Source organism: Rhizobium sp. YAF28 (assembly GCF_052113285.1).
Taxonomy (GTDB): domain Bacteria; phylum Pseudomonadota; class Alphaproteobacteria; order Rhizobiales; family Rhizobiaceae; genus Rhizobium.
Window position 1 is genome coordinate 267,086 of the sequence record NZ_JBFRCX010000006.1, and the last position, 19,163, is coordinate 286,248.

At 58.2% G+C, this 19,163-nt stretch carries 26 protein-coding genes; 4 read left to right on the forward strand and 22 right to left on the reverse strand.

All coding sequences use genetic code 11. From position 1 onward, the window contains the following. Nucleotides 1-153: 153 nt before the first annotated feature. The 3 genes from AB4Z13_RS15925 to AB4Z13_RS15935 form a co-directional block, all read right to left on the reverse strand. The gene (locus AB4Z13_RS15925) at nt 154-585 is read right to left on the reverse strand and encodes a hypothetical protein (RefSeq protein ID WP_442206279.1); all 432 of its coding nucleotides are present in this window, start codon (nt 583-585) and stop codon (nt 154-156) included. Beyond that, nucleotides 579-1,196 carry an SGNH/GDSL hydrolase family protein gene (locus AB4Z13_RS15930; protein ID WP_442206280.1) on the reverse strand — a complete coding sequence of 206 codons (618 nt, stop codon included), beginning with the start codon at nt 1,194-1,196 and terminating at the stop codon, nt 579-581. The genes AB4Z13_RS15925 and AB4Z13_RS15930 overlap by 7 nt, the downstream gene beginning before the upstream one ends. Nucleotides 1,197-1,310: 114 nt before the next feature. After that, a complete protein-coding gene (locus AB4Z13_RS15935) occupies nt 1,311-2,420 on the reverse strand; it encodes a hypothetical protein (protein ID WP_442206281.1) in 1,110 nt (369 codons plus the stop codon). Between the two features lie 34 nt (nt 2,421-2,454). On the opposite strand from AB4Z13_RS15935, the gene AB4Z13_RS15940 reads away from it, so the two are divergent. After that, nucleotides 2,455-3,102 carry an SGNH/GDSL hydrolase family protein gene (locus AB4Z13_RS15940; RefSeq protein WP_442206282.1) on the forward strand — a complete coding sequence of 216 codons (648 nt, stop codon included), beginning with the start codon at nt 2,455-2,457 and terminating at the stop codon, nt 3,100-3,102. Between the two features lie 65 nt (nt 3,103-3,167). On the opposite strand, the gene AB4Z13_RS15945 is transcribed toward AB4Z13_RS15940, so the two are convergent. The 4 genes from AB4Z13_RS15945 to AB4Z13_RS15960 are packed head-to-tail and all read right to left on the reverse strand — an operon-like array spanning nt 3,168 to nt 6,343. Further along, on the reverse strand, nt 3,168-3,689 hold the full coding sequence (locus AB4Z13_RS15945; RefSeq protein ID WP_442206283.1) for a hypothetical protein: 522 nt from the start codon (nt 3,687-3,689) through the stop codon (nt 3,168-3,170). Nucleotides 3,690-3,694: 5 nt separating this feature from the next. Next, nucleotides 3,695-4,720 (reverse strand): hypothetical protein, encoded by a 1,026-nt coding sequence (locus AB4Z13_RS15950; protein WP_442206284.1) that lies wholly within the window; start codon nt 4,718-4,720, stop codon nt 3,695-3,697. Between the two features lie 14 nt (nt 4,721-4,734). Next, the gene (locus AB4Z13_RS15955; RefSeq protein ID WP_442206285.1) at nt 4,735-5,442 is read right to left on the reverse strand and encodes a DUF2612 domain-containing protein; all 708 of its coding nucleotides are present in this window, start codon (nt 5,440-5,442) and stop codon (nt 4,735-4,737) included. A 1-nt stretch (nt 5,443) separates the two neighbouring features. Beyond that, entirely contained in the window at nt 5,444-6,343 is a 900-nt protein-coding gene (locus AB4Z13_RS15960; RefSeq protein WP_442206286.1) for a hypothetical protein, read from the reverse strand. Between the two features lie 182 nt (nt 6,344-6,525). Between AB4Z13_RS15960 and AB4Z13_RS15965 the strand changes: the two genes are divergently transcribed. Continuing rightward, the gene (locus AB4Z13_RS15965) at nt 6,526-7,077 is read left to right on the forward strand and encodes a hypothetical protein (RefSeq protein ID WP_442206287.1); all 552 of its coding nucleotides are present in this window, start codon (nt 6,526-6,528) and stop codon (nt 7,075-7,077) included. Between the two features lie 73 nt (nt 7,078-7,150). Here the strand turns inward: AB4Z13_RS15965 and AB4Z13_RS15970 are convergent, their stop codons facing one another. Next, the gene (locus AB4Z13_RS15970) at nt 7,151-8,758 is read right to left on the reverse strand and encodes an SGNH/GDSL hydrolase family protein (RefSeq protein ID WP_442206288.1); all 1,608 of its coding nucleotides are present in this window, start codon (nt 8,756-8,758) and stop codon (nt 7,151-7,153) included. Between the two features lie 35 nt (nt 8,759-8,793). Between AB4Z13_RS15970 and AB4Z13_RS15975 the strand changes: the two genes are divergently transcribed. Continuing rightward, nucleotides 8,794-9,000, forward strand: coding sequence for a hypothetical protein (locus tag AB4Z13_RS15975; RefSeq protein WP_162735788.1), 207 nt, complete (start codon nt 8,794-8,796; stop codon nt 8,998-9,000). Here the strand turns inward: AB4Z13_RS15975 and AB4Z13_RS15980 are convergent. From AB4Z13_RS15980 to AB4Z13_RS16005, 6 genes are all read right to left on the reverse strand, one after another. After that, nucleotides 8,960-9,772 (reverse strand): phage head morphogenesis protein, encoded by an 813-nt coding sequence (locus AB4Z13_RS15980; RefSeq protein WP_442206289.1) that lies wholly within the window; start codon nt 9,770-9,772, stop codon nt 8,960-8,962. The two genes, AB4Z13_RS15975 and AB4Z13_RS15980, sit on opposite strands and share 41 nt — an antisense overlap. Beyond that, nucleotides 9,772-11,607: an anti-CBASS protein Acb1 family protein gene (locus AB4Z13_RS15985; protein ID WP_442206290.1), complete on the reverse strand. Its 1,836-nt coding sequence runs from the start codon at nt 11,605-11,607 to the stop codon at nt 9,772-9,774. The genes AB4Z13_RS15980 and AB4Z13_RS15985 overlap by 1 nt, the downstream gene beginning before the upstream one ends. 150 nt (nt 11,608-11,757) lie before the next feature. Continuing rightward, the gene (terL, locus tag AB4Z13_RS15990) at nt 11,758-13,146 is read right to left on the reverse strand and encodes a phage terminase large subunit (protein ID WP_442206291.1); all 1,389 of its coding nucleotides are present in this window, start codon (nt 13,144-13,146) and stop codon (nt 11,758-11,760) included. After that, nucleotides 13,133-13,597: a DUF2280 domain-containing protein gene (locus tag AB4Z13_RS15995; protein WP_442206292.1), complete on the reverse strand. Its 465-nt coding sequence runs from the start codon at nt 13,595-13,597 to the stop codon at nt 13,133-13,135. Before AB4Z13_RS15995 ends, terL begins: the two co-directional genes overlap by 14 nt. Before the next feature lie 36 nt (nt 13,598-13,633). Next, entirely contained in the window at nt 13,634-13,867 is a 234-nt protein-coding gene (locus AB4Z13_RS16000; protein ID WP_442206293.1) for a hypothetical protein, read from the reverse strand. Nucleotides 13,868-13,903: 36 nt separating this feature from the next. Continuing rightward, nucleotides 13,904-14,488, reverse strand: coding sequence for a putative metallopeptidase (locus AB4Z13_RS16005; protein ID WP_442206294.1), 585 nt, complete (start codon nt 14,486-14,488; stop codon nt 13,904-13,906). A 573-nt stretch (nt 14,489-15,061) separates the two neighbouring features. Between AB4Z13_RS16005 and AB4Z13_RS16010 the strand changes: the two genes are divergently transcribed. After that, complete coding sequence (locus AB4Z13_RS16010) at nt 15,062-15,679, forward strand: hypothetical protein (protein WP_442206295.1); 618 nt, start codon at nt 15,062-15,064, stop codon at nt 15,677-15,679. 188 nt (nt 15,680-15,867) lie between these two features. Here AB4Z13_RS16010 and nusG read toward each other — a convergent pair whose 3' ends face one another. Genes nusG through AB4Z13_RS16050 form a run of 8 tightly spaced genes read right to left on the reverse strand, consistent with a single transcriptional unit; the run spans nt 15,868 to nt 19,161 of the window. Beyond that, a complete protein-coding gene (gene nusG, locus AB4Z13_RS16015) occupies nt 15,868-16,554 on the reverse strand; it encodes a transcription termination/antitermination protein NusG (RefSeq protein ID WP_442206296.1) in 687 nt (228 codons plus the stop codon). Between the two features lie 30 nt (nt 16,555-16,584). Continuing rightward, the gene (locus AB4Z13_RS16020; protein ID WP_442206297.1) at nt 16,585-16,806 is read right to left on the reverse strand and encodes a peptide chain release factor family protein; all 222 of its coding nucleotides are present in this window, start codon (nt 16,804-16,806) and stop codon (nt 16,585-16,587) included. Beyond that, the gene (locus AB4Z13_RS16025) at nt 16,803-17,141 is read right to left on the reverse strand and encodes a hypothetical protein (protein ID WP_442206298.1); all 339 of its coding nucleotides are present in this window, start codon (nt 17,139-17,141) and stop codon (nt 16,803-16,805) included. The genes AB4Z13_RS16020 and AB4Z13_RS16025 overlap by 4 nt, the downstream gene beginning before the upstream one ends. Beyond that, the gene (locus AB4Z13_RS16030) at nt 17,138-17,596 is read right to left on the reverse strand and encodes a hypothetical protein (RefSeq protein WP_442206299.1); all 459 of its coding nucleotides are present in this window, start codon (nt 17,594-17,596) and stop codon (nt 17,138-17,140) included. Before AB4Z13_RS16030 ends, AB4Z13_RS16025 begins: the two co-directional genes overlap by 4 nt. Beyond that, nucleotides 17,593-17,814 (reverse strand): hypothetical protein, encoded by a 222-nt coding sequence (locus AB4Z13_RS16035; RefSeq protein WP_442206300.1) that lies wholly within the window; start codon nt 17,812-17,814, stop codon nt 17,593-17,595. The genes AB4Z13_RS16030 and AB4Z13_RS16035 overlap by 4 nt, the downstream gene beginning before the upstream one ends. Beyond that, nucleotides 17,811-18,257: a helix-turn-helix domain-containing protein gene (locus AB4Z13_RS16040; RefSeq protein WP_442206301.1), complete on the reverse strand. Its 447-nt coding sequence runs from the start codon at nt 18,255-18,257 to the stop codon at nt 17,811-17,813. The genes AB4Z13_RS16035 and AB4Z13_RS16040 overlap by 4 nt, the downstream gene beginning before the upstream one ends. After that, the gene (locus AB4Z13_RS16045) at nt 18,254-19,009 is read right to left on the reverse strand and encodes a YdaU family protein (RefSeq protein ID WP_442206302.1); all 756 of its coding nucleotides are present in this window, start codon (nt 19,007-19,009) and stop codon (nt 18,254-18,256) included. Before AB4Z13_RS16045 ends, AB4Z13_RS16040 begins: the two co-directional genes overlap by 4 nt. Next, nucleotides 19,006-19,161 carry a hypothetical protein gene (locus tag AB4Z13_RS16050; protein WP_442206303.1) on the reverse strand — a complete coding sequence of 52 codons (156 nt, stop codon included), beginning with the start codon at nt 19,159-19,161 and terminating at the stop codon, nt 19,006-19,008. Before AB4Z13_RS16050 ends, AB4Z13_RS16045 begins: the two co-directional genes overlap by 4 nt. Between the last annotated feature and the right edge of the window lie 2 nt (nt 19,162-19,163).

Sequence of the window (19,163 nt, forward strand, 5' to 3'; positions counted from 1 at the left end):
AGCGGTCACCGCGCCCGTGCTAGCTCTTAGCTGACCACAGCGATAACGGCTCACCAGATTGAGCATTCGGAGTTCATGGGATGTCTCCGATGTTGAAATGGAAAAGGCCCGCCGAAGCGAGCCTTGGATCAAAAGTTACCGCACATAACGTTCTTAGGGTTTGGCGCAGCCGATCTGGCTGCGAACTTTCTCCGCGATGGACTGAGCAAGGTCATCAGAAGCACTTTTATCTACGCTCACCACGGGCGTACCATTGAGGCTGTCGCCGATATCAATTCCTGAGACGACAATAACCTTTGCCTTGGTCTTTGTGGCGGCGTCCAGCAGAACGGATTTCGCAGAACTGTCATCTGCGTCAAAGATGCTGGCGTTGAGAACTACCAGATTGCAAACATCCGGCAGGCGTACGGCTTCGTCCGCCATAGTGCGGCCAGCAAAGACGTAAACTGGCAGATTCAAAGTAGCCATCTGCTCAGCTTTCGCGCCGATAGCCACATTTCGCCAATAAAAATGATCGTCCTTAGCTATTGCGGATGTGGCTGTGAGCACGCTCGCTGTTGCGAGTATTTCCCACATCTTCACCATGGCATCCAACCTTTGTTACCTGAACACGATACGCCCTTTTCAGACGCCAACGTTTCATCCCACTTCCGGATAATGTCAAGCCGGCGATCCTGAACCGCAGGCTTGAGGTGGACGCCATCATTCACGACCGCGCTTGCCACGGCGTATCCGTCCAAACCCGTGAACTCATCCGCCCAGTGCTCCTCAAAAGAGACGCCTCGATCTGCCGCAACTTTTCGAATGATCGAATTGATAGATGCTCGGTCGCCAGCGCTACCGAACGCTGAAGATGTCGGCGGGATCGCCCAGAGCACAACGGCGGCACCTTCATTCTTGAATCCGTCTACGACCTTGCCAAGATCAGACTCCATCGAGTCCCAGCGGTTTCGCCACCACCCGGTCGAGTTGGAACCGGGGCGAAGGTTGTTCGTCCCCAGCATAATGTGGACGATTGCGGGCCTGGCCGCCTCAGCAAGCGGATCCACATAACTGATCACATCCGAAATCCCAGCAGCCCCAAAGCCAGCGTTCAGGATTTTGCATTCCCCCGCCACATTTGGCCACAGCGCCTCGGTGTTGGAGTCGCCGAAGAGCATCACCTGACCGAGGCCGACAACGGGCGCCTGAAGCATAATGGTATTGCTCCTGGCGACCCAATGGCCTTCCCACGATCCGTCAAAGGCTTTCGCACTCGATAAAGCCGTCAAAAGAGCTACTGAGGAATAAAGAACACCCCTGAACACGAGTCACAGCCCTTTTGACGCCGTACCCAGAAATCTCAGCGCTGCATCCGTGTCCAGCGCATCATGGCCACCGGGGTGCGTCACGAAATCGATATCTCCATTCTCCCTCGACCAGATATTCTTGAGCATTAAATAGCCGCCATAAATCTCATCGCTGTACATGCCGCGCTTAAACCCAGAGAAGCTTGGGTCGGGCGCCCATCCGGTCAACCTCGGAAAAAAAGGATCAGCGCGGCCCATCTGTATCTGCGTCGGCTTCGGAGCGATCAATCCGAACAAGGTCGAATAACTGTAGATATTCTTAATGTCCCAGCACATCGGGTGATTCCACACTCGATATTCGCGACGACTCCAGTCGAGAGAGAAGAACGATTCGGCATAAACGCCGCCATCAATCCGCTCGTCCATTCCCGTCAAAACCGTGGCCACGAGTCCGCCAAGGGCCAGACCGACCGTCTTGAATCCTTTGTGCTCTGGAAACTCCGAAGCGACAGTATCGAGGGATTGGCTTGCGTATTTCGCCCATACCGGCGTGTAGTCAAATTCTTTGGTGAGCGGCTCGATCCACTCATGGAACGCCGTCGATGGAGCCCAAACGACATATCCACCCTGAACTAGCTTCGACGCCCAAGTATCCTCAGTGAATAGCCCTACTGGCGGCGCGCCGGGATCGTGATACTCATGTCCATGAAAAACGATCAAGATAGGCTTGTTGGGGTCGACCTTGTCAGGAACGGCCAATACACCTCCAAGTGAATGACCAAACAGGATGCCTGAGCCGTATTTGAAATCGATCTTCCGGAACCTGTAGCCGCTCCCTGTTTGCCAATCCTCTATCTTGTAGGAGTCTGCTGGCGCGAGCGGTATCGCTGCATATTTAGTGCGGAATGTCTTCAGCGCATCGGCTTGCCACGCCTTGAAATCTGCATCCGTACCCAGCGCAGCCTCATACGATAAGTCCACTATGTCAGGCGCGTAGTCCCAATCGAACGCATTCGCTTGATCGACCTCGCAATTAGCGATAGCGGACGAAAGGCAAATCAGAGCCGTAAATCGAATAGCGCGAGGCAGCATGCGAAGATTTTTTCTCTCAAGAGTGGCTACTCTCTGCATATCCGCTGCGCTTACAGTGTCAACCGCCTTACCCTTGCGCGCCGATGACGCAGACCCGTGGGCAGCGCTTGCTGTTCACTGGGATCTACGCCAGTCGATCATCGCTCTCCAGGCCGATGCTATCGGTCCCGGAGCGGTTTTATTGCTTGGCGATTCCCTGATTGAGTCTTTCGCATGGGATGGTGTCGCCGGGTGCCGCCTGATAAACGCCGGGTTTGCGGGGATTTGGACAGAAAAGCTCGCTCCCCGCGTCGAGACGCTGCTAACGCTTAGCCGCCCCTCGGCAGTCGCAGTTCTTGTCGGGACAAATGATGCCGACCCCCGAAAACCAGAGCAGTGGGATGTTTTCGACGCAAAGTACGGCGATATAGTCAGAGCGATAAAGACTAGAAACATTCCACTCATCGTTATCACACCGCCGCCCCTGGAAGCTGGGAAAGGCGTTGCCTCATTGTATTCTCCCGATCGTCTTTCCCGTGTCGTCTCTTCGATCCTCGTCGAAGCGAGACGGAACGGCGCCGCGATCATCGATCTAAACAAAGAAATGTCCAATGCAGACCATATGGCGCAACCAGGGACTACGGCGGATGGCATTCATTTGGCCGGCGCTGCATCTAGACATCTGCGGGAGCTTCTTTCACAAACCCTCACCAACATTCACCCGCCGTGTTTAACTCCCTAGACGCCATCCCTTGATGATGGGGCGGTGGGGCCTTAACCTTACTGGTGATTTGATGATCCGTCTCCTCAGCCCTGAGGATCTGGCCAGGTCGTCGCGTCTGCCGCCGCCTGCGCGGCCTCTTCCGTCTCTGCGTTTTCGATGGCCGCCTTCGTGCCCAACCGACTTGCCTCGATCTGGGCGCCGATGACACGCCACTGCCCGTAGGCGGCAGCAACGATGGCTGCAACGCCAGCCATATCTGCCGCCGTTATGCCGATCTCGGCGGACAGGAGCGGGTACTGTGCTGGATCTAGGCTTTCGTCGGAAAGGAAGGCCGCCGCTTCTTCGGCCTTCTGCTGGTAGGTCATCGCCTGGCCGGTGCCGGCAGTGATGTATTTCAGCCGCTCGCGTTCGGCGGCGGTGTCGATCTGCGCTTTCAATTTCCTCTTGGTTGCCTCCAGAGAGGCCGTCTGCAGAGCAGACCATGTCGGCTTCTGGCGTTCGTCGAGCCAGTCCAGGGCGTCAAATTCGTCGAGCGTCCCGCCTGTCAGCGTTCCGAAATATTGAGCCCCCGGAACAAGCGCATCGATAGCAATAGCGATATCCATTGTGTTCAATCCAGTTTCTGTGCGCGGATGATGGCGTAGGTCTCAAGCCCGTTGTTCGCGCCGAGACCATAGTCAGAGGCAATGCCAAAGCCGATCGAGGCCATGGTCGTTATGCAGACGTGTTGCAGCTCAAACTGCTTTGATGCCGCGAGAGTTAGTGTCGCGACCAGTGAAGCGCGCGTCTGGACCTGATCCGACGTTCCGTTCGCTGTCGCATTTTCAGTGGTTCCATATGCCGCAACGGCGCTGTCTGTCACGTTGTAGAGCCTAGCCTTGTGCCCATCGACGCCCAGTGCCGGCGCAGACGCCTCGATATTCCATTTGCCTGCAGACAGCGTGATGCGATTTGCACTTAGCGAAACCAGACCGCCGGAAACCATGGCTTGAGGATCTGCGACAACAGTGTTGAGATCGCGCGTGCGCCACGCGCCCGAAGTAAAGGAACCACCCGCGACGCCCGCAGCCTTCTGGTCGGCAATCAGAACGAAGTTCTGTAGGCGTTGGCTGATGGTCGATTGCTGGGCACCACCCGACAGCAGAAGAAAGACCGTCCCGTTATAGACGATCTCGAAAATGGCATTGGCCGGAATCACGCCGGCTACCAGATCGGAATTGTCGATCTGGTGGACAGGAACATTTCCGAGACCATTGGGATTGACGGTCAGAGTGCCGGGATTGGCGGACGCGCCATTCTTGATGCGGATCGGCACACCGACCAGATCCGAGAGCGTAGCGAACGCCGGGCTGGGCGTAATCGTCATCGCGCTAGTCGTGCCGCCGGGAACGAAATAGTTCATCCGCTGTGAGCGGATTGCACGCGCCAAGTCAAATAGCTTGTCGGTATCTGGCACGATGCCTGCACTCAACAGGATGTTCCAGATGTTGCCGATTGGCCAGCCGGCCGTCCAGTTGAACAATTCCTGATCAGCAGGCCCACATGGGTAGCCGCTTTCGAGCTCCGATGCTAGTGGAGCGCGCGTGTTGTCGTTCAGGCTGTTCCAAGGAACAGTCCCGTCAGTGTAAAAAGGCATTTTGTGAACCTCGCTTAAGCGCAGTTGTAAGGGTCAAATTCCTGAGGGCAGAACCAAATAGCGCCTTCGCAGAGACCGCCCCATCCAGCCCCGAAACCGAAGATCTTTCCGACATCTCGTGAGATGTGCGGCGTGATACCGGGTGCTAAGGGCAGAACGCGAAACGCGACTGGTAGCTGGATCTCTTCGAGCGCTGTCAATGGTCGCCCCGGCTGGATGGCAACGCGTGCGCCGCCCATGCTGGTGACGGTGACATCATCACCCCAGATATGCTCTGCCGCCGCCTGCAGACTGTCGATGTCCCAAAGCTGCCGCGCTTGATATCGCCTGGCCAATAGGTAGCGACGATAAGTTTCATCGTCATCGAGACAGATATCGCCGTCGCCGGCTTCCTGGCAGCCTGACCACACGCCACCTTCGCAAAGACCGACGATGGTCACGTTCGGGTTTGCGGGGCCGCAGTCGAATCCGAACACCGGAACAGGTACGCAAATGCAATGGCATCGCGGCCAACCAAGCCGTTTCCCCAGTAGCGTCAACTGATCGCCGACAGCGGAGAGAATGTCGAATTCGCTCGGCATCTCGCAGGAGGAGACGATGATATCCGCCAACTCGCCTAGGTCGCGGCGGATGATGCCGAGCAGGTTTGGGCTTTCGCGATATTGCGTGAGGATACGGTCGATCCGCTCCTCAACGATGACCGCCTTGTCTGGGCATTCCATGTCAGACCGCCGTGATAGCGATGTTGGCCAGCGTTATTGTGGCCATTTCATCGAAGTCGATAACGATTGGCAGCGCTGCGGCCCCTGACCCAACGCGATTGCCCGTGGCGGCCGTCACCTCGACGTTTGGATAGACACAGGAGATGGCCGTCCGGATGAGGTGCAAGGTGATATCCTGGCCATTCACGGGCCGGTTGGCACCAGTCAGCCCTGCGAAAAGCGTCTGTGCAATGGCAGCGTTCGACGGCGGCGGGCAGCCGGCGGCATCGTTGGTCTTGGAGACCGTCACATTCAGGAATATCGGTATTTGCTCCGGCCTCATGATCTGTATTGAGCGACAAAAGCCTTCGACTTCCGTCGACACCATGGTGTTGCCATAGGTCGAGATGCCGGGAACAACATATTGCCGCGCGGCAAGTGCGACCTCCTCGTCGTCACCGCCGAGAGCAACGACCGAAACGCTGTGGGCCGCAAGTCCGTTCGCATCGGTCGCGCCGGTGTCGTTGCTGTAAATCTTCGCCCAGGTCACACCGTCGATATTGATGACGGCCCGATAGAAGTCTGCATCGCGCGTGTTCGGGACACCGAGATTGGTAATCGCCTGTCGAAGTGACGTATCGCTTTCCCCGGGCGCTCTCGCGATCAGCCGCAGGCGAGCCAGAATGTCGAGACGTGTCTCCTCGGCCTGGTCTGGATCATAGCTCTGATAGATATCCTCGAACATCTCCCAAGCGGCGGCGAGGAGATCAGCGCGAAGCCCGTTCAACTGCCCCATCGGCGATTGCGATGTCTGGATCACGCCCGGGCCAAATATGCCGATGTTGGACTGCTCGATCTCGCCCAGGATGACCGACAGCGGCTTGCGGGAAAAGCCAGAGACGACGACGCCATAATCAGTCATCAGACGGAAACCTCTTCATCAAAAATCGTGCCGACGTCGACCGAGCGGATGATCAACCCTCGGGTGGCCTTGTCGGTAGCCGTCGTCGGTCCGCCGTGTACCGGCCAAAGTAACTGCATCCAGGAATTGCATTAGCGCCATCTTATAGTAAGCTGTTACAGGGAATTCCTATGGGGGGAATAATGAGAGCGTTCGTCGCCACAATCTGTGCAATCGTCACAGCACTGCTGCCTGCTCGCGGTTATGCGGAGCAAACATTCGCAACAGCTGATATCGTGCTAAGCAGTCCCGAAAACATGACTCTGACGACTATCCACGCCGCCGCCGATACACAGCCGAGAGATGGGGCCTACGTCTTCGAAGGTACCGTTGTTTATCTGAAGACAGGGAAAACTGTTCCCATTTCAGTCAGCGTTCCGGCTGACCCAACTATCGCAAAAACAGGCTTTGGCGATACAGGCGATATTCGGATCTCAGAGCGCTTCAAAGGAAGCACGAAAATTCCCTCGGGAACGCTGAATAAAATCGTCTACTCAATCGAAGGCGAGCGAAGCGGGTCAATTGTCTTCACTGATGATCCCATCCCGGTGATTGTCTATCTCATAGTCGGAGCAGTTACGATCGCGCTTGGGTGGGCAATCATCGATAAAGATTGCAACGGGAAGTTCGAGTCCCGAACAACTCTTGACTCCTTTGGCAAAATGACCCGCGAGACGGTGTGCACACCAGCTTAACGTCGATGGCCAACGAGGAGAGCCGTTCACCAAACGACTCATGGCCGTCGCAAGCTGGAAATCGGCCGGCGGCTCAGGCCGCCAGTTGCCATGCCGTTCGCGGGCTCGCAATCTTGCGGATGATCGGCGCCCCGATCTTGGCAACGCCAGTGCCGCCCGTATTGCACAGGTGCCTCAAGATCAGCAGGTTATCGAGCCTGATGTTCGTCATGGTCAGCCCCGTCGGCAGCCAGAGTTTCGAGCCGCAGATGAGCGACCGTCCCCGCCCGCCGACATAGTTGCCCGTCGTCCAGCCGCCGCCGGTGACCGTGACCGTATTGCCGATCTGGACGGGGCCGCGGATGGAACTGTCGAGGTAGTCCCAGCCCGCCCAATCGTTCAGCTCGACGGGGATCTGGATTTCAAGCCAGTCGCCGGCGACGAGGCCGAGGGTTGCGAGGCTGAGGTTTGCCGGCAAGCCGTAGGTCACCGTATGAACTGGAGCCGCGTCGTTGACAGGCGTGATGGTAATCACCTGCTTCTCGTTGCCGGCCGCCACCACTTCCTTGCTAGCGACATAAGTCGAGGTGCCGGTTCCGCGAACCAGGCGCATGCCGGTGGCAACGTCACCAGTGACGTTGGTCTTGGTTCCGGCTATCCCCGGCGTGCCCTTGGGCGGAAAGATGTTGTAGGCAGCGAGTGGATCGAGCGACCTCGTCTCGCCTGATGAGACCATTCCCTGCAGGATCGGCAGCAGAATATCGGAGCGCTTCGCCATCAGGTCCGGCTTGGGGTGAAGCCCATCGACAAACATAGTCGGCGAGATGCCCGAGGCCGGTCCATCGAGCGAAAGCGTGTTGCAGAGCACGACGCCGCTGCGTCCCGCCTGCGCAAGGATCCACGTATTAATGCCGTCGAGGATGCCAGGCCAGGCCGGATCGTCAACGCCTGGCTGATCGTCGAGCGTGTTGGTCCAACTCAACGTCTGCAGAACGACGTAGACGCCGGCATCAACGATCCGCTGCACCTGCGTATCGAAGTCGGCAATGATCGCCGCCAGGCTTCGACCCCGGACGATGTCGTTGTAGCCTATGTCGATATAGACGATGTCGGGTTTCTGGCTGAGAGAGTAGGCCGTGCGCGCGAGCGTGCCCGGAAACTGCGCCTCAAGACCGGGAACAGGAAATAAGCAATCGCCTGACTTGCCAGCCATTGCGCCCGAGAAGGCCGCAAATGAGCTAGGCGCAAAGAAAGGACTGTTCAACTCGGCGAACATGTCGATGTTAAAGCGGCCATCGGCCGCCTTGATCCACGAGAGGACCGTTCTGCCATTCTCATAGAAGCCGGTATGGCCATTCGTTGCTGTCTGACCGGCGGTATATGTCTGCGCGGTGCCGAGGCCGATGAAGCTGTGACCGAGGCCCATGATTTTTGCGCCTGCGGCCAGAGGCAGGGCCGGCAGTGGCACCACGCCACCCTGTATCGGAACAGTATCGATCCACTGCCCTGCGCTGTTCTGCGCAGCCTTGCCCGTCACGACACGGACGGGGATACCATTCGGATCTTCGGTGACCTGGATGATATCGACTGGACGCCCTGCAGCGTCTGTTTCGCCCGCGCTCGCATTGCGAACCGGGATTGCATCGATCGGCTTGCCGGTGCTGTCAGTCGTGACAACTGTCGAAACGGTCTTGATAAGCATTGCCAACCTTTTCGATATGCACCACAAAAGCAGGCATGACCGACGAACAATTCCGAGCCTTGCGGCAGTTGATCCTTGACCAGAGCGTCAAGATCGAAGCCTTGTCGCTGGAAGTCCGGAAACTGAAGGAGATCCTCGAAACGACCGAGGTTCTCGTCGTGGAAGATGAGCGCGTCACCAGCGCCGAGCTCGACGACCTTCTCAAAACTCGACAATCCCGCGGGCCACACAACGACAGTTGATCGGCTGACCTGGCGGTAGGCCTTGCTCAGCGCCGGTGGCCTCACCCCACTTGTATGTGTTTCCGTCCAGCTTCTTATGCAGCGGCCGAACGCGCTCATCGTGCGCCGTCATCCACACGTATGAAGTAACGCCTGCCTGCTGTTGCCGGATTTTGTTCAGATCCGAGTTGAACTTGGCGGTCTGGTCCCGAGCAATGAGCCGCGCCCGCCGATCCGTGATCCCGAACTGTGTCTGCAACTCTTTGCGCAGCGTCGTGACCGAATTGCCGGCGATGCTGTTCGTATAGACGGTCTGCTCGATCCGCTTCACGATGTCGTCAGACAGGCTCTGGATCAGCGATGTATTGCGGGCGACTGCCGCCTGCAGATATTCAGCCAGATCCTCGTCACGGACGACCGAAGACAGGTTTATGCCCAACGCCCGCTTGGCCGTCGCCATGAAGGTATCGGTGTGCCGCTGGGCTTCCAGATCGAGAATGCGGCTGACCGTATCCGAGGCGATCCGCTGCAACTGATTGGCCAATGCCTGCAATGATGCAAACCAAGCGCGGTCCGCGTCGCCCGTGAAGGCCCGTGCGGCGCGCTTCATGTCCTGTTCCTGCTGGTAGAGCGGGATGATGTATTCCCGCGCTTCCGTGGCGATCCCGTTCAGCATTGACCGCAGGGCGGCATATTGCTGCTTTTCTGCCGAGAGGCGGACGTCGACAGGCGGCAGCTCGACGACAGTCCCTTTCGGTCGGTCGACCAGCTTGGCAAGTGAATAGCGGAGCATCACGCCTCGACGATCTTACTCTTCCAGTCGTCATTGACCTCTTCGAAGATCTCCGGGCCGAGGACGATCTCACCGCGGTACGGCTCGACCTTCGACAGGTCCATCCCTTCTGGCTTCTGCCACGAGATCGTGACATGTGGCTGGTACTCGGGATAATCCGTGTCGGCTCCCAGGCGTTTGATGTCCTCATGCCGCCAGGTCAGGCGAGAGCTTGCGAACTGCAGAACGACGGCATCCCCGAACTGCTCCATCAGGCGTGGCCCACCGGCGAGGATCTTGATCGTGTTACCGCTGTCAGCCCATTCGATGTCATTGCCGACCTTTATCCAGTCGATCGGAGTCCGAGTGTGGATGATGGTGACATGCAGGCCATCCTGGACGGTGTCGAAGCCCTGCGACTTCGCCCATTTCTTGATATCGTCGGCGTTGACCACGTCGCGGCGGATGTAAAGCGTGCGAGGAGCAGCGTCGTTCGCCTGCTGGCGCTTCGGCTGCTGATCGTCAGGCTCATCGGTATCATCATCGCCGCCGAGATCGAACTCACCCTTGGCGTCGGTGGCCGCCACCGCCTGGTCAAGGCCCGGATAGAAGCTCGACTCCACAAGCTGATTTGTCACAACCGTCCGAAGCTCGACGGGCGTGAAAATGCCGGTGGTCGCAAGGATGTTTGCGGTCTCGGCATTCAGTTTGCCGATTTCAGCCTGCTCCTTCTCGGTCATCTGCTTGAGTGGTGACCACTCGTAGAAGACCTCATCGGGGCGGCTGCCAAGGGCGGAGCGGATCAGGCACTCGTCGAGGCGATAGAGCGCAGGCGTCACTTCCAGCGTCTGGATGGACGACACCCGGTCATAATAGTTGTTCATGTCGGATTCGCCGGTCGCCGACATTCCGGCCGGAGATTGACCGAGAAGGCGTGTCACGGGGATATCGGCGGCACCAGCGGCCATCTGCAGGAACGACTGCATGACGTCCGGCAATGTGGCGAAACTTATCGTCTTGCGTTCGTATTCCTCTTCCTTGTCGAGGATTAGTGCGCGGTTGATGCCCTTAGCCGTGGCGGCAAGCGAAAATCGCTCGAGCAGTCTGGACTTGTAGTCCGGATCGGAGAGCCCGTTCATGAATTCCGGGATGCGGAAAACATCGACATTGGCTTCGAAGACGAGGCTTGCGATATTGGCAGCCGTCGCGTCCGCATTCTTCATCGCAGAGTAGACGGCCTCGATGATGCTATCGCCCCAACCCTCGCTAACGCCGAAGGTAAGCAGGTTGTCACCGTGAGGCGCACCGATGAAGACGGCGAGCCGAGACGGGTGAATTCGCACCATCGCTGCGTTGCCGGTCACTTCGTAATAGGCAGGCCTGCCGTAGAACTCGGACAAAACATTCTGCTCAATCGGACCGGCGGTGACGTCACGCCGCGACAGCACGGTCAGATACTTGATCCCGCCCTTCTTCGTCCCCTCAACATTGAGGGGCTGCATGAGATCCTGCTCGCCGGTACCGATGAACAGCGCTGCGCCGCCCCATAGGCGGGCTTTGACCTTCACCTCAAGCAGCTTGCTCCAGAAGCCGAGGCGCTTTTCCTCTGCTTCGATAAGTTCAATCTGGTCCTGCTCCGCCTGCCAGTCCCTGCCCTTGCGGACAGCGTCCATGGCGGGGATGTCGACGATCTTGCGACCGAGCCAATTGCTCTTGTAGATCGCTGCGAGCTGGTAGTCGTCGATATACTGCAGGCCATAGGAGGCCGTCGCCATCTTGTCTCGGAAAGGATCGCCGAGGCCAGCGACCATCGAGCGCAGGCTGTCATTCGCCCGTAGCTGGATAACATCACCCATTGCGGCTCTTCCTGATGTTCGGCGGGTTCTTCACGACGTCACGGGCGACCTTCGGCAGCACCTTCAGAACGCCCTTGGCTCCGGACTGCTTCCGTGCTTCGGCGATCATCTGCCGGCGCTTTTCACAAGGTCCACAGGCCATTGAAACCCTCAGATGTTGGCGAGCGTGTAAGTGCTTGCGCTGAGCAGGGCATTGAATGCTCTGCTTGTGCTGTCGGCGTCGTCGTCATGCTTCGCTTCAGGGAAGCTTTCCAACGAGTTGAACCAAGCCTCATTCCACGGCGCGCGAAGGACGAGGACGTTGCCCGCTTCCGCCTGGGCTGAGAACGGACTGAAGCGGGTGATCTTGTCACCGGATTCCGGTGTTGCCCGGACGTTGAAGCCGGCGAGCAGCTTCGTCAGGTTGGTAACTTGCGACTTGCCCGCCTGCCCCGGATCTTGCGGAAGCGATATCTGCGTCTGCCTTCCGTCGGATTCGGCGGTATTCTTGATCAGCCTCTCGACACCGGACGGTGACAAGAAGTCTGAAACATGATGCCCGACGATGTACCGACCATCTGGCAGCTTCCCGATCTTCGTCCCTGCGGTCGCGTCCGGGTCCGTTCCTTCGGTCTTCGGCGTCGACGCCAAGTCCCATCCGCGCATCCAGCGGACACCGGCGGGCACAGCGTCAACGACTTCGCACCATCCGCGCTGAAACAGCAGGCCAGCGGCCGGCCGGATTTTCCAGTTTCCGCCAAGCAGGCGTTCCCGCTCGACCGTCGGCTGCGCCATCAGGTTGGCGAGATAGCCAGGATCGGCCGCCATCAGCAAAGCGTTGTCGCTAAGCTTGGCCGGGATGAATGTCACCGACTTGGGCGGAATAGGCTCGCCGGTCAGCGGATTGACGTGGTGCGCAAGCTCTTCGGGACTGTCGCCCCAGATGATCGTGTCACCAATGCGGATGAACCACCGAAGGACGCCAGCGCGCTCTTGGATGGCAAACCCGGTATCCTGATCAATCCACCAGGATATGAACTCGGCAACCCAGCTATCCGCATCAGGATTGCAAGTCGCTCGAACGTAAGGCCGGACGCCGCACATGGAGCGGTTTCGGCTGAGCATGTACCAGAACTGCTTGGCGCTGAAATGCGTCAGCTCATCGAAGCAGATCAGCGGGATCTGCGACCCCTGCCAGTTATAAATCGTCTTCTCGTGCTCAAGGTGGGCGAAGGAGACCCCTGCCCCGGATGGAAAGGTCCAGCTCAGGTCTGGCGCCGATCGCGGTGATGCGCTCAGGTGCGGATAGAGCTTTTCACTTTCGTCCCAGAGACCGCCCTCGTTTCTGACCTGCGTCAGGTTCCGACGGAAGAAGACCGCACCGAAGGCTGGATTGCCGACATGCCGCAGCGGCTCCATGAGGAGCGCCCATGTCTTCCCGCCGCCAGCAGCACCGCCATAGATCGCGATATCAGCCGGAGAAGAGAGAAAGGTCGTTTGCGGTCCCGCTTGCGGCCGGATGACTGTCTGGGCTGCCGCGCCCGTCTCAACTCCTGCCATTATCGGGCAACTGGAAGATCGTCACCGGCGAAACGGGAACCGGCAAGTCCTTTCCATCCTTACCTGTCAGCTCGCGCCGATTGGTGTAGCTGCCGCCGACTTCTTCGGCCGCCTGTTTGAGCAGCGAGGAGGCCAGCACCATGTTGCCCTGGTTTTCGGCCTTGTCTGCCATGCGCTGAAGAGCGCGGAGACGGACGGCGCGATGACTGATGGCGATCGATGCAGTGTCTTCGAGGAACGTTTTGCGGGTTTCCTCGAAAAGCGCCTTCCATCTTGCAGCCAGGTTGCGGCCAGCCTTCTTGGTCGGATCATAGCACTCGATCGCCTGGGGACTGAGAGCTGCGCCGTAATCCTTCTTGAGAGCAGCAGCGACGACCGTGGGCGTATCAAAGCACGCCAGCGCCTGCACCACATAGGTTTGTTGCTCCCGAGTAAGCTTTGCTTTTGCCATCGACCTATCAGGATGCTTTCAAGATACGGATTCAAATCAAATGAGGATTGATTCGATGTGGTATTGGGCTTGGGTCGCGTCGACGTGGCTTTCGATCATCGCAGCGTTCGCGGCAGCCTTATTCTGGGCAAAATCGTCAGCCGTGAAAACGCCCCATCGGAGCACGGGGGCGGTCGGCTTGGGGCAGACAGCAGATGCTCTACGCACCCAAAGCATTTTTAGCGGCCGCGGCGCGGCGTGCGCGGCGTTCGCTGCAATTTTCCAAGGCATAGCCACGCTCCTAGATTTCATCGGCTGGAACGTCCTTTAAACGACACGTAACTGGCATGTGCCGCACACATGGCCGATGCTAGCCTTGGATATCTCGGGCGGCCGGTTTGCCGCATCAACGAGCGCGCGGACGTTAGCCGCGTCTGCCCCGTAGCGACGGACGACGCCGACGAACTCTTCGACATCGTGCCCCCGTAAGCCGAAGGCTGGCGAACCATCCCGTCGGAACTTGGGAGCGCCGAACGCATCCTGCTCTTGCCCCGCGTGATAGAGCTCGTGCTCGACCAGCGCGCAGAACTCGGCGTCCGAGCATGTCGATGCATAGTGAGCATCGAAGGTGAGCAGGAAGTGCGGCACGGCACCAAACCACTGCTGCAGCTGCAACTCGATCCGCGAGCGCGACCATTTACCGGCCGGAGGCAATCCCATCTCGCACTGGCCGATGATGCGGCGACCGGCTCTACCGTTGGGGACGTTTGTCCACAGAGCACCGATCGAGGCGAAGCGGAGATGCCGGTGATCCTCATTCACGAGTTCTGCGTTTTCATCGATGAAGGATGACCGAGCCCACTCGACGAGATCGAAGGCGGGCTCGAAACGGATGCTAGTGTCTTCAAGCATGTCCTCTGGCGGAATGGGCCTGGCTGGAAGATCAACCATTGGATGCTCTTGCACTCGATCGCTCGTTGTGCGTTTTTGATGTCACACACACGAGGAGGGGAAATTGAAAATAACCGCGAATGGGTACCTTCGAAACGTTGTCGGCGACCATGTTGTTACAGACAAGCCTCTTGAGGACAGTGTCTTTCACCCTGTCGACGGTGGCATCGAAATAGTAGTTTCGAGGACAAACAAGATTGCACTTAGCGGCAACTTTACACTTCACATTAGGTTATCGACGGCAGAAGTGCACCAAGCAATGCACTGCGCTACCATCAAGAGACTTGAGAACAGAATTAAGCAACTTGAGGCGAAGATCACGAAGAAGTAACTGCCCGCCAGATCCCATCTCCCAGCGGCTAATACGACTGGCAGGCGGTAAGGAAAGCGGCAGCCATGCACGAGATGGCAATGCAAAAGAGAACGACGATCACAGCTCGCTCCATCTAACTCTCCCATTGGGCCACTGACTTGCGTTTGCCTTGGTCTCATGCGTTCCTTCACGCCGACGATTTCAGCGGGGAAGGACATTCGATGGGGCTCTGGGAATGGGTAGCGGGGCTAGCGCCAGCGCAAGCAACTGTTTTTGGAACGGCGATAGGGGCGACATTAGGCTTTATCAGCTTAACAGGCGGCGCACTGTTCAATGCCAAACTGAACCGTGATCGCGATGACCGTCTAAATGAACTGGAGAGGTTGGCGCTCCTGCGTTCTTTGGCGACGGAAATAAGGCTGATCAGAAATCTGCTAGCATACCAAATTAAGGAGTATCAAAGTCCAGCTGCGCAAGGCCAGACGTGGCGGTCATCAGTGAGCCCGAAACTATTTTCGCTTTTATATCCAGCAAACCTGTCCAAGCTGCTAGGGCTCCCACATGACGCGCTAACTCAAATTATTATCTTCCACGCCGCAATCGACGAGTACGAATACAATCTGAAAGCCGATGGAGCCGAGTTTCCAGATAACTCGCCACTTACGACCAGATCGTTCAACTTTCCTCTATCCGTGACGCCGCAGATTATCGCTCGAGCCAACACGCTTAGGAGTGGCGCCGATAGCGCACTGTTACATTTGGAGGTGGCGGTATCCGAGCTCGAAAAGCGGCTCAAAAAGAGACCTGAAACCAGCAAGCTGGTATCCAAGCTCGATTGATCAAACGCTTTGGCCCATCAGACTGTGCTTCGCCAGACCGTATTATTTCAACCGGAAGCCGTCCGATCTCAATTTTTGGCAGCGTTCTTTTTGTGCGATTGGCGGTGATGACCAATCCGGGGCCCGGCGAGTATTCCCTCTTAGAGAGGTCCGCGATCAGAACAGCCCAAATCACCTTGGGCTGGATATTACGCAACACGATCTACGGTTTCAAGGCCCTCGTAGGCTTCCAACGCCTCCAATTGCAGCAACATCCCCATGACTTTGCTCTGCATCTCAGGTTTCATGTCCTTGATGGTGAGAAGAGCTTGATCTTTGAGGTTGATGCGATTGCCCCTGCCCTTGGGTAGTATCTTGCGAAGGTTGCCGCGGAGCTGCATCGCCTGGCTGGCGGTCTCCTTCTGAATGCGGGTGATCCGTTCGCGTCGGAACTCCTGCCTGCGCGTCAGCTCTTCGGCTGCGATGACGGCAAGATCGTCTCCGCTGAACCGGATCGGCCCGAACTCTGACCGTAGGAAGCAGACGACGCCATCGACATCGCGCACTTTCTCGAAGTTCATGTTTTCGAGGTTCACGAAGGCATAGCCGACAAGCAGCGGTAGACGGCGCTGGATGATCTTGCGGTTGCGGTGGTGAATGCCTTCGTACCAATAGGCCGGCATATAGACGCTGATGCCCTCGTTTCGAAGGTTGCGCTCGATGATGCTTTCGCCGACGCGATGGATCGGAGCGTCATCGATATGGCGGGCCATGCGTTGCGTGCCGGGGGCAGCTCGGATTGCGTACCAGTCGCGGCCGGCGAGCTTCTTTCGCCTTTGCGCGACGATATCGCTAAAGTCTCGCAGGTCTTGCTCTGTCAGTTTAATCGCCGCCATTTTCATTTCCTCTCGTGAGCCGCCGCTCGGTTATCGAAATTTCGGGTGGGTGATCGCCGAGAGGATCATGTCCATGGCGATCATCTTGTTGATGTGCTGGGATCTGCCGATGTCGACGTAGGCGTGAATACCGCTCGGCAGATGCGTGATGCGGACGCCTGGGCATGTTCCGACGTGCTGCCCGCCGCGATGGTGGATGCCGGGGATGGGATAGACCTCGACCTTGATGTCTTCGGCGGGGATTTCGGTCACGCTGGGCTCCCCTTGTCCCACCAGTTGCCGAAATGAACGCGGCCGCCGGTGCACTGCCAACCGTTCTTTCGAAGATGGGCGAGGAGCCTTTTCGCCTCACCGCGCTTCATGCGGAAAGCGTCCCAGCACCAATTCCCGACCCAGTAGGAGTGGCCGACGATCTTAAAATTACGGCGGTGGATGCGGATGAAGTCTTCACCGACAGTAAACTTCACTTCCCGCATGCCGTTGGTCTCAAGATCGTTCTCGGCATAAGCGGCAGCAGCAACCCTACCGGCAAACGAACCGTCATCGCCATCGTTGCAGGCGAAATGGATCGAGGCGTACTTCTTCATCGCGCCGCCTCCATGATCGCCTGCGCAGCTGCTGCGGCTTTCTCCTTGTCGTGGTAGCCGAGCTGCAGCTTTCGCGATTTCAGGCACCACAGGCACATTGCCTCGTGCGTCTCGCCAATCTCGCCAGACACGCACTTCCTGATGTATTTCGACTTCTTGACCTCATAGGAGCCGCAGACGCAGCGAACGACCCACCGCCGGTTTTCCTGCGTCGAGAACGCAGCCAAGCCAAGAACGGACAGCCGACCGACCTTGACGCCGGTCAGGTCTCGGTAGCTTGGGTCTTTCAACTCCCTCGGGGTTGCCGCCCTGAGTTGGATTGGAAGGTCAGAATGGTGGGCATCGTTCGGTGTGAACTCGAAGTGCTCGCCGCGGGATGCCACCCGGCCGGCAACCTTGTCGGAAGGGTAAAGCGGGGCAACGCAGTCGAGATCGACACGGGCGAAGCGGGTCATGCCTCACCGCCTTTCATGAAGCCGTGAGCCCAGCCCTGGGTGTAATCGCAGAAGGGGCAGACCCAGCCGCGTACGGTCGGCACGAGCGCGCCGACATCGCCGAAGAGATTTCGGTGATTGCCATCTCCACGGTTGGCGCAGGTGAAGGGGTGGAAGGTGCCGGCAGTCTGGTGCTTCGCGAGGTTAACCACCTCATCGGCAGAGAAGACGCTGCTCATGCCTCACCCCGCTTTGCTTCGACCCTGCGGACAGAATGCAGCATCGTTGTATGGTCACGGCCTCCGAACAGGCGACCGAGAGCCGGGAAACTCATGCCGAACTTGTGGTGCAGCTCCCAGATCAATTGCTGCCTCACCTGGACGGTCGGGCGGCGCCTGTCAGGTCCGATCATGTCGCGATAGAGAACATCAAGCTCTCTGCACCGGTCCTTGAGATAGGCGAACGGCCGGTTCCCGACGCGGTCCCGCCATTCGACGAGGTGCGCGTCGAAGTGGATGTCCTTCACCAGCCACAGAGGAACCTTCTTGGTCACGAACCTGCCAGCCGCTTCGATGACGACGGGCTCCGGCGGAACGACCACCGGATTGAAGCAGCGCTGATGCACCGCCGCATAGTGGGCTCGCATCTCGGCTGCGCTGGTGAACTGTCTGGCTGCGATCATCGTTTGAAACTCCGGTTCGAACGCTCGATTTCCTGGGCTAGGTATTCGGCTCGCGACTGCGTGGTTTGCAGGTGAGCGATGCCGTTCGGCTTTGGAGGCGGCTTGTCGGGCGGCTTTGCCGGCTGGTCCTTCCAGCGGTCGTCGGAAAGCCACTTGACCGGTGAGCACCACTGGCGGTCGTCGGTCTTGGCCGCATAGGCCCGGACACCGGCCATGATCTCGTCGAGGCTGGCGCGCTTGATGGCTTGGGAGAAGGCTTTCTCCGCCGATGGCCTGCCGGTCTTGTTTGGGAAACCATCCCAGAAGATTTCGAAATCCGGCCCGCGCGCGTCTTCCGAACGAAGAGAGGAAGATTGGTTATCGGTAAAAGGTGGCACGCCCGTATCACTGCATTTGCTCTGCACATGCATTGCATTTGCATCTGATGTCTGGGTTTTCCCCTTCGAATAACGGGACTCTGCGGCGGCACGGCGCTTCTCGATGATCTCGTCAGCCTTCGAAAGCTCGGCATCGATGCGCTTGTGTGTCCAGCCGGCGCCGAAGAGCATGGCGAGCATGTCCCGGCTCTCCTCCCACTGCTCTGGTGAAAGCTTGGCGATGCGAGCGATGATGCGCTCGTTCTCCGGCAAGCACCCGTTCTGCCAATAGTGCATGATCAGCAGGAGGTAGGCGCCATGCTCGGTCGCCGTCAGGTGCCCGGTATCGGCGAGATAGTCGCCTATGTGGAGCGGCATCCATGCGCGGTTACTCATGCCGGCCTCCGGCGATACTCGACGCGCTTCTGATACCGGCGGTCCATTGCCTCGTTAATGAGGCGGTCAGCTTCCGGAGGAGTGATGCCGAGGGCTTCGGCGATACGCTCGACGTCAGGACCGAACTTGGTGAAGGCTTCGAGGAAGGTCATAG

What these genes read in the sequence shown, in the direction of transcription:
- AB4Z13_RS15975 (WP_162735788.1), top strand. Translation starts at nt 8,794, where the DNA reads ATGACCGACGAACAATTCCGAGCCTTGCGGCAGTTGATCCTTGACCAG.
- AB4Z13_RS15955 (WP_442206285.1), bottom strand. Translation starts at nt 5,442, where the DNA reads ATGGAATGCCCAGACAAGGCGGTCATCGTTGAGGAGCGGATCGACCGT.
- AB4Z13_RS15935 (WP_442206281.1), bottom strand. Translation starts at nt 2,420, where the DNA reads ATGCAGAGAGTAGCCACTCTTGAGAGAAAAAATCTTCGCATGCTGCCT.
- AB4Z13_RS16050 (WP_442206303.1), bottom strand. Translation starts at nt 19,161, where the DNA reads ATGACCTTCCTCGAAGCCTTCACCAAGTTCGGTCCTGACGTCGAGCGT.
- AB4Z13_RS15970 (WP_442206288.1), bottom strand. Translation starts at nt 8,758, where the DNA reads ATGCTTATCAAGACCGTTTCGACAGTTGTCACGACTGACAGCACCGGC.
- AB4Z13_RS15980 (WP_442206289.1), bottom strand. Translation starts at nt 9,772, where the DNA reads ATGCTCCGCTATTCACTTGCCAAGCTGGTCGACCGACCGAAAGGGACT.
- AB4Z13_RS16035 (WP_442206300.1), bottom strand. Translation starts at nt 17,814, where the DNA reads ATGAGCAGCGTCTTCTCTGCCGATGAGGTGGTTAACCTCGCGAAGCAC.
- AB4Z13_RS15995 (WP_442206292.1), bottom strand. Translation starts at nt 13,597, where the DNA reads ATGGCAAAAGCAAAGCTTACTCGGGAGCAACAAACCTATGTGGTGCAG.
- terL (WP_442206291.1), bottom strand. Translation starts at nt 13,146, where the DNA reads ATGGCAGGAGTTGAGACGGGCGCGGCAGCCCAGACAGTCATCCGGCCG.
- AB4Z13_RS16005 (WP_442206294.1), bottom strand. Translation starts at nt 14,488, where the DNA reads ATGCTTGAAGACACTAGCATCCGTTTCGAGCCCGCCTTCGATCTCGTC.
- AB4Z13_RS16045 (WP_442206302.1), bottom strand. Translation starts at nt 19,009, where the DNA reads ATGAGTAACCGCGCATGGATGCCGCTCCACATAGGCGACTATCTCGCC.
- AB4Z13_RS15945 (WP_442206283.1), bottom strand. Translation starts at nt 3,689, where the DNA reads ATGGATATCGCTATTGCTATCGATGCGCTTGTTCCGGGGGCTCAATAT.
- AB4Z13_RS15965 (WP_442206287.1), top strand. Translation starts at nt 6,526, where the DNA reads ATGAGAGCGTTCGTCGCCACAATCTGTGCAATCGTCACAGCACTGCTG.
- AB4Z13_RS16010 (WP_442206295.1), top strand. Translation starts at nt 15,062, where the DNA reads ATGGGGCTCTGGGAATGGGTAGCGGGGCTAGCGCCAGCGCAAGCAACT.
- AB4Z13_RS15950 (WP_442206284.1), bottom strand. Translation starts at nt 4,720, where the DNA reads ATGCCTTTTTACACTGACGGGACTGTTCCTTGGAACAGCCTGAACGAC.
- AB4Z13_RS15960 (WP_442206286.1), bottom strand. Translation starts at nt 6,343, where the DNA reads ATGACTGATTATGGCGTCGTCGTCTCTGGCTTTTCCCGCAAGCCGCTG.
- AB4Z13_RS16025 (WP_442206298.1), bottom strand. Translation starts at nt 17,141, where the DNA reads ATGAAGAAGTACGCCTCGATCCATTTCGCCTGCAACGATGGCGATGAC.
- AB4Z13_RS15930 (WP_442206280.1), bottom strand. Translation starts at nt 1,196, where the DNA reads ATGCTTCAGGCGCCCGTTGTCGGCCTCGGTCAGGTGATGCTCTTCGGC.
- AB4Z13_RS15985 (WP_442206290.1), bottom strand. Translation starts at nt 11,607, where the DNA reads ATGGGTGATGTTATCCAGCTACGGGCGAATGACAGCCTGCGCTCGATG.
- nusG (WP_442206296.1), bottom strand. Translation starts at nt 16,554, where the DNA reads ATGGCGGCGATTAAACTGACAGAGCAAGACCTGCGAGACTTTAGCGAT.
- AB4Z13_RS15925 (WP_442206279.1), bottom strand. Translation starts at nt 585, where the DNA reads ATGGTGAAGATGTGGGAAATACTCGCAACAGCGAGCGTGCTCACAGCC.
- AB4Z13_RS16040 (WP_442206301.1), bottom strand. Translation starts at nt 18,257, where the DNA reads ATGATCGCAGCCAGACAGTTCACCAGCGCAGCCGAGATGCGAGCCCAC.
- AB4Z13_RS16030 (WP_442206299.1), bottom strand. Translation starts at nt 17,596, where the DNA reads ATGACCCGCTTCGCCCGTGTCGATCTCGACTGCGTTGCCCCGCTTTAC.
- AB4Z13_RS16000 (WP_442206293.1), bottom strand. Translation starts at nt 13,867, where the DNA reads ATGCCTTGGAAAATTGCAGCGAACGCCGCGCACGCCGCGCCGCGGCCG.